Below are 15,452 nucleotides of genomic sequence, written 5' to 3'. Positions count from 1 at the left end.
TTAGCGGACCTTGACCGAGGTCATTTCCTGACCGTCCGGGCTCATGACGTGGGTGGAGCAAGCCAGGCAGGGGTCGAAGGAATGCAGGGTACGCAGGATTTCCAGGGGCTCGTCGGCCTTGGCCAGGGGGGTGTTGAGCAGGCTGGCCTCGAAGGCGCCGATCTGGCCCTTGGGGTCCCGGGGGGAACCGTTCCAGGTGGTGGGCACGACGCACTGGTAGTTGTCGATCTTGGTGTCCTTGATCTTGATCCAGTGGCCGAGGGCACCCCGGGGCGCTTCGGTGAAGCCGGCGCCCTGGGCTTCCTTCGGCCAGGTGGAGGGTTCCCACTTGCTGATGTTGGCGGTGTTGAGATCGCCGGCCTTGAGGTTGGCCATCAGGCGGCCGAACATCTCCTGCTGCAGCTTGGCGCAGTAGAGGGTCTCGATGCCCCGGGCGGCGGTGCGGCCCAGGGTGGAGAACAGGGCGGTGAGGGGCACGTCGAGCTGCTTCAGGACCATGTCGATGGTGTCCTTGACCATCGGGTAGCGCTGGGGCTGCAGGTAGGCCATCACCATGCGCGGCAGGCAGCCCACTTCCATGGCGTGGCCGCGCCAGCGGGGCGCCTTGAGCCAGGAATACTTGCCGCCCTCGTCGAAGGCCTCGACCCGGGTCTTGGTCCCCTTGGTGTTCTGGCCCAGCACGAAGTTGGGTTCGGTGATGCCGTCGAAGGGGTGCAGGCCCTTGGTCTCGTCGGGATACTTGTACCAGGAGTGGGTGACGAATTCCTGGATCTGCTCGGGATCCTTCAGGTCCACCTCGTGGATCTTGGTCAGGTCGCCATTGATGATGGCGCCCCGGGGCAGCAGCAGGTTGCCGGCCGAGTAGTCGTTGGCCTTGTCCGGGATGTCCCCGTAGGAGAGCATGGCCTGGGAGGAGAGGCCGCCGCCGTAGCCCCAGCCCTTGTAGAAGGAGGCGATGGCGAGCAGGTCGGGGATGTACACCTGTTCCACGAATTCGGCAGCCCGGTCGATCACGTGCTTCACCAGGTTCAGGCGTTCCATGTTCACCGCGCCCACGGCCCCGGTGCCTTCCAGGTTGATGGCGCAGGGCACGCCGCCCACCAGCCAGTTGGGGTGGGGATTCTTGCCGCCGAAGATGGTGTGTACCTTGACGATTTCCTTCTGGAAATCCAGGGCTTCCAGGTAGTGGGCCACGGCCATCAGGTTGGCTTCGGGGGGCAGCTTGTAGGCCGGGCTGCCCCAGTAGCCATTCATGAAGGGGCCGAGCTGGCCGGATTCCACGAATTTCTTCAGGCGGTTCTGCAGGTCGCGGAAGTAGCCGGGGGAGGACAGGGGCCAGGAGGAAATGCTCTGGGCCAGTTCCGAGGTCTTCTTGGGATCGGCCTTGAGGGCGGACACCACGTCCACCCAGTCCAGGGCGTGCAGGTGGTAGAAATGCACCAGGTGATCATGCACATACAGGTTCAGCTGCATGATGTTGCGGATCAGGTGGGCGTTTTCGGGAATCTGGATGTTGAGGGCGTCTTCCACGGCGCGCACCGAGGTCAGGGCGTGGGTGCCGGTGCACACGCCGCAGATGCGCTCGGTGAAGGCCCAGGCGTCGCGGGGGTCGCGGCCCTTGAGGATGACTTCGAGACCGCGCCACATGGTGCCGGTGGACACGGCGTTGCGGATCACGTTGTTCTCGTCCAGATTCACTTCCACCCGCAGGTGGCCTTCGATGCGGCAGACCGGGTCCACGACCACGCGTTTGCCGGAGTTGTCGAGCTTGAAGCCTTGGGTTTCGTAAGCGCTCATGGGCTTATTCTCCGTTCGTTTCGTTCTTGTTGCGGGCCCGGGCCAGGGCGGTCACGGCCGCGTGGGCGGCGATGGCAGCGCCGGTGACGGCGGCCACGGTGCCGCCCACCTGGTCGGCGTTGGATTCCACGCCGAACTGCTTGATGTCGGTGACCCGGTCATAGAAGCTGCCCTTGTCCCAGAAACCGTCCTCGGAACAGCCGATACAGCCGTGGCCGGACTGCACCGGCCAGCTGACCCCGCCGTTCCAGCGCATGGACGAGCAGGCGTTGTAGGTGGTGGGGCCCTTGCAGCCCATCTTGTAGAGGCAGTAGCCCTTGCGCGCGCCCTCGTCGTCCCAGGCCTCGGCGAACTGGCCGGCGTCGAAGTGGCCGCGCCGGTAGCACTTGTCGTGGATGCGCTGGCCGTAGAACATCTTCGGCCGGCCCTGGCGGTCCAGTTCGGGAATGCGGTCAAAGGTGAGCATGTAGGTGACGACGCCGGTCATCACCTCGGCGATGGGGGGGCAGCCGGGCACGTTGATGATGGGCTTGCCGGTGATCACCTTGTGCACCGGGGTGGCCCGGGTCGGATTGGGCTTGGCGGCCTGGACACAGCCGTAGGAGGCGCAGGAGCCCCAGGAGATGATGGCCTTGGCGTCGGCGCAGGTTTCCTTCAGCTTGTCGATGAAGGGGCGGCCGCCCTGGATGCAGAACATCCCGTCCTCGTTCAGGGGCGGGTTGCCTTCCACGGCGACGATGTAGTTGCCTTTGTACTTCCGCTTGATCTCCTCGATGATGGCCTCGGCCTGGTGCCCGGCGGCGGCCATCAGGGTGTCGTCGTAGTCCAGGGAAAGCATGGACAGCACCACGTCCTTGGTGAGCGGATGGGCCGAGCGGATGAAGGACTCGGAGCAGCAGGTGCATTCCAGGCCGTGCAGCCAGAGCACCGGGGTGCGGGGCTTGTTCTCCATGGCATGGGCGATGCGGGGCGCGGCGGCAGCCCCCAGGCCCAGGGAGGTAGCGGTCAGGCTGCAGAATTTCAGGAAGCTGCGCCGGGTGATGCCCTGGCGGCGCAATACGTCGTAGAAGGTCTCGGTCATTGTCTGGTCCTCGGGGTGCGTGCCACCAGGCGGTGCCCGGCGCAGGGTTCCAGGGCGTTCAGCAATGGCCGTGCCAGTCAGGTCCGTGTGCCTAACGTGATGATTTGCAAGGATTGTGTAAAAACAAAGGGCGCCCTGACGGGCGCCATGGGGTAAGCAGCTTGTCGCTCAGAGGGTGGAGTGGAAAGCGGCTTTGCAGCTTTCCGTCCGCCTCCGGCCGCTTACTTCTCGGCGGTGAATTCCTCGTAGGCGCGGATGGCCTCGGCGGCGTACATGAGGGCGGGGCCGCCACCCATGTAGGTGCAGATGGACAGGGTTTCCATCAGTTGTTCCCGGGTCACCCCCAGGCGCACCAGGGCCTTGACGTGAAAGCCGATGCAGCCGTCGCAGCGGGCGGTGACGCCGATGGCCAGGGCAATCAGTTCCTTGTCCAGCTCGGACAGGACGCCGGCCTTCATGGCCCCCTGGGACAGGGCGTAGAAGTTCTGCATGGTTTCCGGGGCTTCCTTGCGGAAGGTGCCCAGGGCCTTGGAAAGGTCGTTGGTGATGGTGCTGAAGGACTTGCTCATGGGGCTGTGCTCTTGGTTTATTAGAAAACGCTGATTATAGGGGCTGGCGGGGCGCCCTCCAAGCCGGCGGGCGTTCATGGCCGCTCTGGCATAAAATGGGGCTCCAATCCTGAAGGGGCTGACGTGATCCTGGTAACTGGCGGTGCCGGCTTTATCGGCGCCAACTTCGTCCTCGACTGGCTGGCCGCCAGCGCTGAGCCCGTGCTCAACCTCGACAAGCTCACCTATGCGGGTAACCTGGAAAACCTGGCAGCCCTGGAGGGCGATGCCCGCCACATCTTCGTCCAGGGCGACATCTGTGACCGGGCCCTGGTGGATCGCCTGCTGCAGCAGTATCAGCCCCGGGCCCTGGTGCATTTTGCTGCCGAGAGCCACGTGGACCGCTCCATCCATGGTCCCGGCGAATTCATGCGCACCAACGTGGAGGGGACCTTCACCCTGCTGGAGGCCGCCCGGGCCTACTGGTCCGGGCTGAGTGGCGAGGCCCGGGACGCCTTCCGTTTCCACCACGTCAGCACGGACGAGGTGTACGGCAGTCTGAGCCCGGAAGCTGCCCCGTTTACGGAAACCCACCCCTACGAGCCGAACAGCCCCTATTCGGCCAGCAAGGCCGCCTCCGACCATCTGGTGCGGGCCTGGCATCACACCTACGGGCTGCCGGTGAGCACCAGCAACTGCTCCAACAATTACGGGCCCTTCCATTTCCCCGAGAAGCTGATTCCCCTGGTCATCGTCAATGCCCTCGCGGGCAAGGCTCTGCCCATCTACGGCGACGGCCGGCAGGTGCGTGACTGGCTCTACGTGGGCGACCATTGCGCTGCCATCCGGCGCATCCTGGAGGCCGGCCGGCTCGGGGAGACCTACAACGTGGGCGGCTGGAACGAGATGACCAATCTGGAGATCGTGCATCAGGTCTGCGCCCTGCTGGACGAATTGCGGCCCCGGCCCGACGGGCAGTCCTACGCCAGCCAGATCACCCACGTGGCCGACCGCCCCGGCCACGACCGCCGCTATGCCATCGACGCCCGCAAGATCGAGGCGGAGCTGGGCTGGCGGCCGGCGGAAACCTTCGCCTCCGGAATCCGCAAGACCGTGGCCTGGTACTTGGCCCATGAGGAATGGGTGCGCCACGTGCAGAGCGGCGCCTACCGGGAATGGGTGCTGCGCCACTACGAAGGGGATGCGGCTGCAGCAGCCGGAACGGCCGGGGTTGCGTCGTGACGCTCCGTCCCATCCTGATCACCGGCTGCCATGGCCAGGTGGGCTTTGAACTGCAGCGCGCCCTGGCGCCCCTGGGGCCCTTGCTCGCCCTGGACCGGCAGGCCTGCGACCTGGCCGATCTGGCGGGCCTGGGGCAGCTGGTGCGGCAGGTCCGGCCCCGGGTCATCGTCAATGCTGCGGCCTACACGGCCGTGGACCGGGCCGAAGGGGACCAGGACCTGGCCAGGCGCATCAATGGCCAGGCCCCTGGCGTCCTGGGCGAGGCGGCCCTGGCGGTGGGGGCCGCCGTGGTGCATTACTCCACTGACTACGTGTTTGACGGACGTGCCACCCAGCCCTACCGGGAAAGCGATCCCACCCATCCCCTGAGCGTCTATGGCGCCACCAAGCTGGCTGGCGAACAGGCCCTGCAGCAAAGCGGGGCGCCCTGCCTGATCTTGCGTACTTCCTGGGTGTTCGGCGCCCATGGGGGGAATTTCGCCCGCACCATGCTGCGCCTGGGGGCGGAGCGGGAAAGCCTGAACGTGGTGGCCGACCAGTGGGGCGCCCCCACCTCGGCAGCCCTGATTGCCGACGTGACCGCTCAGCTTCTGGGGCGTCACTTGCAGAATCCGGCGTCCCCCTTCCCCTGGGGCCTCTACCATCTGGCGGCCGCCGGGGAAACCTGCTGGCACGATTACGCCGCCCACGTCTTCGCGGCGGCGCGCCGGGCCGGATATCCGCTCCGCCTGGCAGCGGACGGCCTGCGCCCCATCCCTGCCAGCGACTACCCGGTCCCGGCGCCCAGGCCCGCCAGTTCCCGGCTGGACACCGCCCTGCTGCGCCAGACCTTCGGCCTGCACCTGCCGCCCTGGCAACAGGGGCTGGACCATGTACTGCAACAAATTCTCTGAGGTTCTCCATGCGTAAAGGCATCATCCTGGCCGGGGGTTCCGGCACCCGCCTCTACCCTGCCACCCTGGCTGTGTCGAAGCAGCTTCTGCCGATTTTCGACAAGCCCATGATCTATTACCCCCTGTGCACCCTGATGCTGGCGGGAATCCGGGACATCCTGATCATCTCCACGCCCCAGGACACGCCCCGCTTCGAGCAACTGCTGGGGGACGGAGCCCAGTGGGGGATCAACCTTTCCTACGCGGTGCAGCCCAGCCCCGACGGCCTGGCTCAGGCCTTCATCATCGGCGCGGACTTCATCGGCCACGGCCCGAGCGCCCTGGTGCTGGGGGACAACATCTTCTACGGCCACGAGTTCCACAAGCTGCTGGCGACGGCCGATGCCCGGGACAGCGGCGGCACCGTGTTCGCCTACCACGTGCAGGACCCGGAACGTTACGGGGTGGTGGCTTTCGATGCCCAGGGTCAGGCCACCAGCATCGAGGAAAAGCCTCGGGAACCCCGTTCCAACTATGCCGTCACAGGTTTGTATTTCTACGACAGCGAGGTGGTGGACGTGGCCCGCAGCATCCGCCCCTCACCCCGGGGGGAGCTGGAGATCACCGATGTGAACCGCCACTACCTGGAAGCCGGCAAGCTCCAGGTGGAAATCATGGGCCGGGGCTATGCCTGGCTGGACACGGGCACCCATGAATCCATGCTCGACGCCAGCCAGTTCATTGCCACCATCGAACAGCGCCAGGGCTTGAAGGTGGCGGCCCCCGAGGAACTGGCCTGGCGCCAGGGCTGGATTTCCTGCGCGGAGCTGGAGGTTCTGGCCCAGGCCCTGGCCAAGAACGGTTATGGCCAGTATCTGCTGCGCCTGTTGAACGAAAAAAGGATCTGACGTGCAAGTACAGCCTCTGGCCATACCCGAAGTGCTGCTGCTGACCCCCAGGGTATTCGGGGACGAGCGGGGCTTCTTCTTCGAAAGCTTCAATGCCCGGGCCTTTCGCGAGGCCACCGGACTGAGCCTGGATTTCGTCCAGGACAACCACTCCCGCAGCGTGCGCCATGTGTTGCGGGGGCTGCATTACCAGGTGGAGCAGGCCCAGGGCAAGCTGGTGCGGGTGGTCCAGGGGGAGGTGTTCGACGTGGCCGTGGATATCCGCCGTTCCTCGCCCACCTTCGGGCAGTGGGTGGGGGCCCGGCTCTCAGCCGAGAACAAGCAGCAGCTCTGGGTACCGCCGGGCTTTGCCCACGGCTTTGTCACCCTGAGCGAGAGCGCCGAATTCCTCTACAAGACCACCGACTACTACGCGCCAGCCCACGAACGCTGCATCGCCTGGAACGATCCGGAGATCGCAGTGGACTGGCCCCTGGAGGGCAACACCCCGCAGGTCTCGGCCAAGGATGCCCAGGGGCTGTCCCTGGCCAGCGCCGAGCTGTTCCCCTGAGCCGGTCATGAGCATTTACGCCATCGGTGACATCCAGGGCTGTTTCGGCTCCTTCATGAGCCTCCTGGAGCGTTGCCACTTCGATCCGGGCAAGGATCGCCTGTGGCTGGTGGGGGATCTGGTGAACCGGGGGCCCCATTCCCTGGAGACCCTGCGCTACGTGAAGGCCCTGGGACCGGCGGCGGTGACCGTGCTCGGCAACCACGACCTGTACCTGTTGATGGTGGCCGAAGGCAAGGTGGCGAAGCGGGGCAAGGACGATACCCTGCAGGCCGTTCTCGACGCTCCTGACCGGGATGAGCTGCTGGCCTGGCTGCGCACCCTGCCCCTCTGCCATGTGGAGCATGGCCACTGCCTGGTCCATGCCGGCCTGCTGCCCCAGTGGAGCCTGGCCCAGGCCAGGGCCCTGGCCGCCGAGGTGGAGGCGGAGCTGCAGGGTCCCGGTTATCGCAATTTCCTGGGCAGCCTGTGGGGCAGCAAGCCGGCGGCCTGGTCCAACAAGCTGAAGGGGGCCGAGCGGCTGCGGGTGATCGTCAATGCCATGACCCGGATGCGCTTTTGCACCCTGGCCGGGGAGATGAACTTCGAGGCCAAGGGCAAGGTGGAGAACGCCCCCAAGGGCTGTGTGCCGTGGTTTGAACTGCCCGGCCGCAAAAGCGCCGGCCAGGTGCTGGTGACCGGCCACTGGTCGGCCCTGGGGCTGCGGGTGCTGCCCCGGCTGCTCACCCTGGATTCAGGCTGCCTGTGGGGAGGGCATCTGTCCGCCGTGCGTCTGGAAGACCGGCAGGTGTTTCAGGTGGATTGCTGCGCCGGGGAAGGCCAGCCCCTGAAGGAAGACTGAATCCAGGCTCCGGCTCCGGATCGGTCTCCAGCCCCAGGGCCTGGGTGATGGCGAGCCGGGCGCTCCGGGCCATTTCCCGGCGCTGGGCCTGTTCCGGCTGCAGGGCCGGGCAGGCCTGGATGCGTGCCACCAGACCTGGGCAGGCCAGGATGCTGGCCAGACTGGCGCCGACGCTGATGTCCCCGTCGTAACGGGGCGCCAGGCAGCGCTGCCCGTCCTGGTCCTGGTAGCTGAGCGCCAGGGGAACCACCGGACAGCGGGCCTCCAGGGCCGGCTGCAGCAGGGCGCCGTGGAAGTGCAGGACCCGGGTGCCGTCCGTGGTGGTGCCTTCCGGGAACAATACCACCCGCTTGCCGGCCGCCAGCCGGGCGCCGATTTCCTCATTGATCAGCCGGGCATGGCCGCGGCTGCCCCGGCGCAGGAACACGGTGTCGTTGACCGCCGCCAGCCAGCCGATCAGGGGCCAGTGGCGTACTTCGGCCTTGGAGATGAAGGCGGCCGGGAAAGCGGCATTGATGACGAAGATGTCGAGCCAGGAAATGTGGTTGGCCACCACCAGGCTGGCCGGGCTGAGCGCCTCCAGCCGGGGCTCCAGACGCACCCCCAGGGCATTGAGCATGGCGGCGGACCAGCGCTGCTTCATGACCATGCGGCGGGCGTCGGAACTCCAGGGGTAGAGCAGCAGCACGGTGAGGGCGCCCCGGAGGAGCAGGGCGCCCACCCACATCAGTCGTAGCCCGCGCAGCAGGCGCGGCCGGGAAGCTGGGCCCATATTCAGTCCCGGGACCCCATGAAGTGCTTGGCGTAGCGGCTGTCCACCCGGGCCATGGAGAGCAGGATGGGCAGGTCGGCGGTGTTGAAATCAGGGTCCCAGGCGGGTTCGCCGCAGATCCAGGCGCCAGCACGCAGGTAGCCCTTGATCAGCGGCGGCAGCTCGGCGGGCACATCCTGGCGCAGGGCTTCCAGGGGCAGGGGGCAGCGGGGAAAGACCCGGTACTCCAGGGGGCTGAGGCAGGACTTCTCGCCCCGGGCCAGGCGGTGGTAGAGGCTGGCGGCGCCGTGGCCCCCGTCGGCCATGCTGATGGACGCGCAGCCCATCAGGTAGTCGTAGCCGTTGTCGCGCATGTACTGGGACAGACCCTGCCAGAGCAGCGCAATGGTGGCGCCGGTGCGGTAGTCGGGATGAACGCAGGAGCGGCCGATTTCCACCAGACGGGGACGCAGGTGCTGCAGGCGGGTCAGGTCGAATTCCCCTTCCGAGTAGTAGCCCACCCGGCGGGCATTGACCGGGGAAAGGATGCGGTAGGTGCCCACCACCTCGCCGCTGTTGTCGTCCCGGACCAGCAGGTGGTCGCACCAGCGGTCGAAGATATCCTCATCCACGCCGGGAATGCGGCTGGGCAGCTTGGCACCCATCTCGCCGGCAAAAACCCGGTAGCGCAGGCGCTGGGCTTCGAGTATCGCTTCCTTGTCCTGGGCTAGGCCCACGGAGAGCTTGGGGCGGGCCGGCTTGATGGGGTGTTGCAGCAGTTTGTTCAGGGCATCCATGGTCATTCCTCGTCTCGCGGAGTGTGGAATGAACTGTAGGGAGCCGCCGTTACCGCCGTGTTGCAGCTTGATGATGGGGAAATGAAAAACCGCCCCGAGGGGCGGTTCGCAAGGGGTGCGGCAGATGGGTCAGTGGCTGACCCGGGTTTCTCCCTGGCCGCTCAGGATGCGCACCCGCTCGCCCCGCTGAAAGCGTTCATTGCCGGCCTGGACGATGCTGATCAGGTGGCCGCCATCCAGGCGCACGGTGATTTCCTGGGCGGCTTCCCGGGTGGCCGACTCCTCGATGGCGTGGCCGGCGATGCCGCCCGCCACGGCGCCGATGATGGCCCCGGCGATGGCGCCGCGGCCATGGCCGATGTTGCTGCCGGCCAGTCCTCCGAGGGCGCCGCCGGTGAAGGTGCCGACCCCGGACTTGCGGCCTTCCAGCAGCACGTCGCGGACTTGCTCCACGACCCCGAACTGGACGCTCATCTGCCGCATGGCCTGGTCCTGGGTATAGACATTGCCGGAGGGGCTGGAGCAGCCCCCCAGGATCAGGATCAACAGGGCGAACAGGGCGGTGAGGGATCGGGCCGGCATGGGAGCCTCCTGGGTGTGTTTACCAAAGTGCTTCGTTGAACTCCCTCTGATAGCGGGCCGCGATTTCTGCCCGGCTGGGAGCGTGGTTCTGGGGGCCCCGGCTGGCAATCTTGTAGGCGCCCATCAGGGCGGCCAGGCGGCCGGTGCGTTCCATGTTCCAGCCGGCGATTATGCCATATAGGAGGCCGGCGCGATAAGCGTCGCCGCAACCGGTGGGGTCCACGACGGCCTCGGCCTGGACACAGGGGATTTCCAGACGCTGTCCGCCGCAGTAGATGTCCGAGCCCTGGCCCCCCTTGGTGACGATCAGGGCCTGCACCAGCTCCGCCAGCTGTTCGAGGCTGCGCCCGGTACGTTCGCAGGCCAGTTTGGCCTCGTAGTCGTTGAAGCAGGCGTAATCGGCCAGGCCCAGGAAGTCCAGCAGCTCGTCACCGGTGAACATGGGCAGGCCCTGGCCCGGGTCAAAGATGAAGGGGATGCCGGCGGCGGCGAAATCCCGGGCGTGCTGGAGCATGCCTTCCCGGCCGTCCGGGGCCACGATGCCCAGGCTGACGCCGCTGGCCTGTTCCACCTTGTTCAGATGGGAAAAGCTCATGGCGCCCGGGTGGAAGGCGGTGATCTGGTTGTCGTCCAGGTCGGTGGTGATGAAGGCCTGGGCGGTAAAACTGCCGGGCACCTGGCGTACGTGGGTGCGGGGCAGTTGCAGCTGGTCCAGGCGTTCCAGGTAAGGGGCGGCGTCGTCCCCCACGGTGGCCATGATCAGCGGGCTGCCGCCCAGCAGCTGCAGGTTGTAGGCGATGTTGCCGGCGCAGCCGCCGAACTCCCGACGCATCTCGGGCACCAGGAAGGCCACGTTGAGGATGTGGATCTGCTCGGGCAGGATGTGGTGCTTGAAGCGGTCCGGGAAGACCATGATGTTGTCGTAGGCCATGGAGCCGCAGATGAGGGCGTGCATAGTTGCTTCCGGAAAGATGGAGGAAAAATCAGGGATAGAACAGGTATAGCCGGTAGCCGGAGGGGCGCAGCTCGCCGCCTTCCAGGTTCAGGTGCACCGGGGTGTCACCCGGGGTGAAGGCAGCGGGCGCATCGCCAGGCAGGTATTCCTTGGGCGTGAAGACCTTGCGCACCAGCACCGCATCATAGGTGTCGGTGAGGGTCAGCTCCAGCTGCGGCCAGGCCTGGGGGTAGGGGGCCCGGTTCTGCAGGGTGGCCGCCAGCTGCAGCCGGCCCGGGGTGGTCTCCGAGTGCAGGTCGGAAGCCTCGATGCTGATCCACTCGGTTTCCCGGGCCAGGGGAATCTCCAGGCCCAGCTTCTCGAACAGGGGCTGGGTGGCGGGAAGCTTGCGGCTCAGCTCGCCCCGGTAGTGCAGGGCCGCCTGAGCGGCCAGGGTCAGCAGCAGGATCAGGCTGGCCAGGACGAACGGCCACAGGGCCCGGGGCGCAGGAGGGGCTGCCATGGCTTCCAGGGGGGCGGCGGCCCAGCGGGAGAAGCCGGGAATCTCGGTCAGGTCCCGGGGGGCCAGCAGTCCGGCTTCCAGGCCCTGCTGCTTGACCGAACCTGCCTGGGCCTCGCTGGCTTCCACGGCGGCATCGATGGGGTCCCGGGGCTTGGGGGCCGGCTCCAGGTCTGCCGGGGTGATCAGCGGGCGGGGGGCTTCCGGCTTGGCCTGGTGCTGACCCAGGGCCGGCCAGATTGTCAGGGCGCCGAGCTCATCGGGATGGAACTGGGGCTCCTGGGGCGCCGGCCGGGTGCGCGGTTTCTGGGCCGGAGCAGCGGAGGTTGCCACGGGGGCAGGGGCCGGCTGGGGTTCAGGTTCCGGCGCGGGGGGGAGCGTTGCCGCCTCCTGGGGCGTTTCCGGAGCGGCGACGGGAATTTCGATTTCCAGCTCGGGCTCGGGAACGCTGGTGGCCGGGGGCGGAGCAGCAGGGGGCTCCGCAGTGACAGGGCTTGCTGGCGCAGCAGGAGCAGCAGGAGCAGCAGGAGCAGCAGGAGCAGCAGGAGCAGCAGGAGCAGCAGGAGCAGCAGGAGCAGCAGGAGCCGGGCGGAGTTCTTCCGGTGCCGTTTCCTCCAGCAGATGTTCCATGGCGTTGAACACGTGCCGGCAGGCACCGCAACGGACTTTCCCGTCCCGGACCAGCAACTGCTCCCGGGTCATGCGGAAGGTGGTGTTGCAGGCCGGGCAGCGGGTCAGGAACAGCATGGCCGGATGCCGGAGAGGCAGACCCAGCCCTCACGGGTGTCTGCCACGGTGAGGGGGAGCCAGGGGGCGTAGACGCCGATGATTTCCTCTGCCTGCTCCGCCAGGATGCCGGACAGGGCCAGCCGGCCGCCGGGGCGGACGTGGGCGCAGATGGCCGGAGCCAGGACGCGCAGGGGGTTGGAGAGGATGTTGGCCACCACGAGATCATACTCGCCGGCCAGGGGGGCTGCCGAGTCCTCGAAGCGGGCGCTCACCCCGTTGCGTTCCGCGTTGGCCCGGGCGGCAGTGACTGCCTGGGGATCGATATCCACCCCGGCGACGCTGGCGGCACCCAGTTTTGCCGCGGCAATGGCCAGGATGCCCGAGCCGCAGCCGTAGTCCAGCAGGTCCTGGCCGGGCTGCACGGAGCGTTCCAGCCATTCCAGGCAGAGGCGGGTGGTGGGGTGGGAGCCGGTGCCGAAGGCCATGCCCGGATCCAGGATCAGGTTGATGGCGGCCGGGTCCGGACTCTCGTGCCAGGAAGGCACGATCCACAGGCGCGGGGAGACCTGGATGGGGTCGAACTGGGACTGGGTCAGCTGCACCCAGTTTTCCTCTTCCACCCGGGCCAGGGCAAAGTCGGGCACCCGGGCCATGCCCAGGGAGCCGGCGGCCGCAGCCATCATCTGCCCCACCGGGGCGTCTTCATCGAACAGGGCGACGATGCGGGAATGGTCCCAGGCCGTGGCCGGGGTTTCCATGCCCGGTTCGCCGAACTGGGGCTTTTCTTCCGGGGTCCCGGCGTCGGCATCCTCGATGCTGGCCGACAGGGCTCCCGCTTCCAGCAGGGCGTCGCAGAGGGGCTCGGCCTGGGCCGCATCCGTCAGGAAAGAGGCGCTGATCCAGGCCATGCTTATTTCTTGACCTCGCCCTTGTCCGCCAGCTTCTGCTCCAGGTAGTGGATGCTGGTGCCGCCTTCCACGAAGCGGGCGTCCTGCATCAGTTCCTGGTGCAGGGGGATGTTGGTCTTGATGCCTTCCACGCCCATTTCCGACAGGGCGATGCGCATGCGGCGGATGGCCTGCTCCCGGGTATCCCCGTAGGCGATGACCTTGGCCACCATGGAGTCGTAGTGGGGCGGCACCGTGTAGCCCTGGTAGATGTGGGAATCCACCCGGATGCCGGGCCCGCCGGGCGGGTGGTAAAAGCTGATCTTGCCGGGAAATGGCACGAAGGTGTAGGGATCTTCGGCGTTGATGCGGCATTCGATGGCGTGGCCGCGGAAGCTGATGTCGCGCTGCTTGAAGCGCAGCTTTTCACCTGCGGCGACGCGGATCTGCTCCTGCACGATGTCGATGCCGGTGATGGCCTCGGTGACCGGGTGTTCCACCTGGACCCGGGTGTTCATCTCGATGAAGTAGAACTCCCCGTTCTCGTAGAGGAACTCGAAGGTGCCGGCACCCCGGTAACCGATCTTGCGGCAGGCTTCAGCGCAGCGGTCGCCGATGCGGGCAATCAGGCGCGGCGGGATCAGCGGTGCCGGGGCTTCCTCGATGACTTTCTGGTGGCGGCGCTGCATGGAGCAGTCCCGCTCCCCCAGATACACGGCATTGCCGTGCTGGTCGGCGAGCACCTGGATTTCCACGTGGCGGGGATTTTCCAGGTACTTTTCCATGTACACGGTGGGATTGCCGAAGGCCACCTGGGCCTCCGACTTGGTCATGGTCACGGCGTTGAGCAGGGCGGCTTCCGTGTGCACCACCCGCATGCCGCGCCCGCCGCCGCCGCCGGACGCCTTGATGATCACCGGATAGCCCACCGTGCGGGCAATCTTGGTGATTTCCTTGGGATCGTCGGGAAGTGCCCCGTCCGAGCCCGGGACGCAGGGTACGCCGGCCGCCTTCATGGCGTCCTTGGCGGAAACCTTGTCCCCCATCAGGCGGATGGTGTCGGCCCGGGGGCCGATGAAGACGAAACCGGAGGACTCCACCCGTTCGGCGAAGTCGGCATTTTCGGAGAGGAAGCCGTAGCCCGGGTGGATGGCCTGGGCGTCGGTGACTTCCGCGGCGGAAATGATGGCCGGCACGTTCAGGTAGCTCTGGGCCGAGGGGGCCGGGCCGATGCAGACGGATTCATCCGCCAGCTTCACGTACTTGGCTTCCCGGTCGGCTTCGGAGTGCACGACCACGGTCTTGATGCCCAGCTCCCGGCAGGCGCGCTGCACCCGGAGGGCGATTTCGCCGCGGTTGGCGATCAGGATTTTTTCGAACATGATCGCAGCCGGTTAGCCGATGATGAACAGGGGTTCGCCGAATTCCACCGGCTGACCATTGTCCAGCAGGATGGCCTTGATGACCCCGGAAGCGTCGGCTTCGATCTCGTTCAGCAGTTTCATGGCCTCGATGATGCACAGGGTGTCGCCTTCCTTGACGCTCTGGCCCACTTCCACGAAAGCATTGGCGCCGGGGGAGGGGGAGCGGTAGAAGGTGCCCACCATGGGAGACTTGACCACATGGCCGTCGGGCAGGTCGTCATCGTCGTCGTCCAGGTTCACCGACGAGGTGCCGGCCGGAGCGGGAGCGCCCACCGGGGCGGCCATGGGCACCTGATAGTGCTGCATCGGGGCAGCGCCAGCGGGGGCGAACTTGGCGATACGCACCTTTTCTTCCCCTTCGGTCACTTCCAGTTCGGAAATGCCGGATTCTTGCACCAGATCAATCAGTTTCTTCAGTTTACGCAGGTCCATGAGGATCTCCCGGAGTCCGTGAACAGGAAAGGCTGGGCGGGGCCCGGCTCAGTCCGTATTGAGTTTGTTGAGAAGGTATTCGAGGGCGAGCAGGTAGCCCTGCTGGCCGAGGCCGCAGATCACGCCTATGGCCAGATCGGAAAAATAGGAATGCTGCCGGAAGGGTTCCCGGGCATGCACGTTGGAGAGATGCACTTCCACGAAGGGGATGGCCACGGCGGCCAGGGCGTCCCGGATGGCGACGCTGGTATGGGTCCAGGCGGCGGGGTTGATGATGATGTAACGCACATCCTGCTGCCGGGCGGCATGGATGCGTTCGATCAGGGCACCTTCGTGGTTGCTCTGGAAGGTTTCCAGGTCCACGTCCGCCGCTTCGGCCCGGCGGGCCAGGGTCAGGTTGATGTCGTCCAGGGTGACCGAGCCGTAGTGCTGGGGCTCGCGGGTCCCCAAAAGATTGAGATTGGGGCCGTTGAGGACCAGCAGACGGGGCCGGGGCACGGTCTTGGAAGCGGATTTTTGCTTCGTCATGGCGGCAAGTTTGCCGTAATTGGCGACAA

General features: G+C 66.6%; 17 protein-coding genes. 5 read left to right on the top strand and 12 right to left on the bottom strand.

Translation table 11 applies throughout. The features are described from left to right. The 3 genes from G474_RS0104230 to G474_RS0104220 all read right to left on the bottom strand — a co-directional run bounded on the left by G474_RS0104230 (position 1) and on the right by G474_RS0104220 (position 3,447). Positions 1-1,797, bottom strand: a complete 1,797-nt coding sequence (locus G474_RS0104230) for a nickel-dependent hydrogenase large subunit (RefSeq protein ID WP_026685892.1) — start codon at positions 1,795-1,797, stop codon at positions 1-3. Between the two features lie 4 nt (positions 1,798-1,801). After that, the gene (locus G474_RS0104225) at positions 1,802-2,878 is read right to left on the bottom strand and encodes a hydrogenase small subunit (protein ID WP_026685891.1); all 1,077 of its coding nucleotides are present in this window, start codon (positions 2,876-2,878) and stop codon (positions 1,802-1,804) included. Positions 2,879-3,099: 221 nt separating this feature from the next. Continuing rightward, on the bottom strand, positions 3,100-3,447 hold the full coding sequence (locus tag G474_RS0104220; RefSeq protein ID WP_026685890.1) for a carboxymuconolactone decarboxylase family protein: 348 nt from the start codon (positions 3,445-3,447) through the stop codon (positions 3,100-3,102). A 123-nt stretch (positions 3,448-3,570) separates the two neighbouring features. On the opposite strand from G474_RS0104220, the gene rfbB reads away from it, so the two are divergent. The 5 genes from rfbB to G474_RS0104195 are packed head-to-tail and all read left to right on the top strand — an operon-like array spanning position 3,571 to position 7,839. After that, the gene (gene rfbB, locus G474_RS0104215) at positions 3,571-4,668 is read left to right on the top strand and encodes a dTDP-glucose 4,6-dehydratase (RefSeq protein ID WP_026685889.1); all 1,098 of its coding nucleotides are present in this window, start codon (positions 3,571-3,573) and stop codon (positions 4,666-4,668) included. Beyond that, positions 4,665-5,561 carry a dTDP-4-dehydrorhamnose reductase gene (gene rfbD / locus G474_RS0104210; protein WP_026685888.1) on the top strand — a complete coding sequence of 299 codons (897 nt, stop codon included), beginning with the start codon at positions 4,665-4,667 and terminating at the stop codon, positions 5,559-5,561. Before rfbB ends, rfbD begins: the two co-directional genes overlap by 4 nt. Positions 5,562-5,569: 8 nt before the next feature. After that, entirely contained in the window at positions 5,570-6,448 is an 879-nt protein-coding gene (gene rfbA, locus G474_RS0104205) for a glucose-1-phosphate thymidylyltransferase RfbA (RefSeq protein ID WP_043463187.1), read from the top strand. A 1-nt stretch (position 6,449) separates the two neighbouring features. Beyond that, on the top strand, positions 6,450-6,998 hold the full coding sequence (rfbC, locus tag G474_RS0104200; protein ID WP_026685886.1) for a dTDP-4-dehydrorhamnose 3,5-epimerase: 549 nt from the start codon (positions 6,450-6,452) through the stop codon (positions 6,996-6,998). Positions 6,999-7,005: 7 nt separating this feature from the next. Further along, positions 7,006-7,839 carry a symmetrical bis(5'-nucleosyl)-tetraphosphatase gene (locus G474_RS0104195; RefSeq protein WP_026685885.1) on the top strand — a complete coding sequence of 278 codons (834 nt, stop codon included), beginning with the start codon at positions 7,006-7,008 and terminating at the stop codon, positions 7,837-7,839. On the opposite strand, the gene G474_RS19470 is transcribed toward G474_RS0104195, so the two are convergent. The 9 genes from G474_RS19470 to aroQ form a co-directional block, all read right to left on the bottom strand. Further along, positions 7,721-8,611, bottom strand: a complete 891-nt coding sequence (locus G474_RS19470) for a lysophospholipid acyltransferase family protein (RefSeq protein WP_156919145.1) — start codon at positions 8,609-8,611, stop codon at positions 7,721-7,723. The genes G474_RS0104195 and G474_RS19470 overlap by 119 nt on opposite strands. 2 nt (positions 8,612-8,613) lie before the next feature. Next, on the bottom strand, positions 8,614-9,387 hold the full coding sequence (locus tag G474_RS0104185; protein WP_084513559.1) for a GNAT family N-acetyltransferase: 774 nt from the start codon (positions 9,385-9,387) through the stop codon (positions 8,614-8,616). Positions 9,388-9,516: 129 nt separating this feature from the next. Then, complete coding sequence (locus G474_RS0104180; protein WP_026685883.1) at positions 9,517-9,969, bottom strand: outer membrane lipoprotein; 453 nt, start codon at positions 9,967-9,969, stop codon at positions 9,517-9,519. A 19-nt stretch (positions 9,970-9,988) separates the two neighbouring features. Continuing rightward, the gene (locus G474_RS0104175) at positions 9,989-10,924 is read right to left on the bottom strand and encodes a carbohydrate kinase family protein (RefSeq protein WP_026685882.1); all 936 of its coding nucleotides are present in this window, start codon (positions 10,922-10,924) and stop codon (positions 9,989-9,991) included. Between the two features lie 28 nt (positions 10,925-10,952). Further along, positions 10,953-12,170, bottom strand: coding sequence for a zinc-ribbon and DUF3426 domain-containing protein (locus G474_RS19465; RefSeq protein WP_043463185.1), 1,218 nt, complete (start codon positions 12,168-12,170; stop codon positions 10,953-10,955). After that, entirely contained in the window at positions 12,158-13,060 is a 903-nt protein-coding gene (gene prmA, locus G474_RS0104160) for a 50S ribosomal protein L11 methyltransferase (protein ID WP_026685880.1), read from the bottom strand. Before prmA ends, G474_RS19465 begins: the two co-directional genes overlap by 13 nt. A gap of 2 nt (positions 13,061-13,062) precedes the next feature. Then, complete coding sequence (gene accC, locus G474_RS0104155) at positions 13,063-14,421, bottom strand: acetyl-CoA carboxylase biotin carboxylase subunit (protein ID WP_026685879.1); 1,359 nt, start codon at positions 14,419-14,421, stop codon at positions 13,063-13,065. A 12-nt stretch (positions 14,422-14,433) separates the two neighbouring features. Further along, complete coding sequence (accB, locus tag G474_RS0104150) at positions 14,434-14,895, bottom strand: acetyl-CoA carboxylase biotin carboxyl carrier protein (RefSeq protein ID WP_026685878.1); 462 nt, start codon at positions 14,893-14,895, stop codon at positions 14,434-14,436. A gap of 48 nt (positions 14,896-14,943) precedes the next feature. Then, positions 14,944-15,423 (bottom strand): type II 3-dehydroquinate dehydratase, encoded by a 480-nt coding sequence (aroQ, locus tag G474_RS0104145; protein ID WP_026685877.1) that lies wholly within the window; start codon positions 15,421-15,423, stop codon positions 14,944-14,946. Between the last annotated feature and the right edge of the window lie 29 nt (positions 15,424-15,452).

The sequence above is a fragment of the Azovibrio restrictus DSM 23866 genome (genome assembly GCF_000429665.1).
GTDB lineage: Bacteria > Pseudomonadota > Gammaproteobacteria > Burkholderiales > Rhodocyclaceae > Azovibrio > Azovibrio restrictus.
Note: the sequence above shows the minus strand (reverse complement) of the source record. Positions and strands in the feature narration are given on the sequence as shown.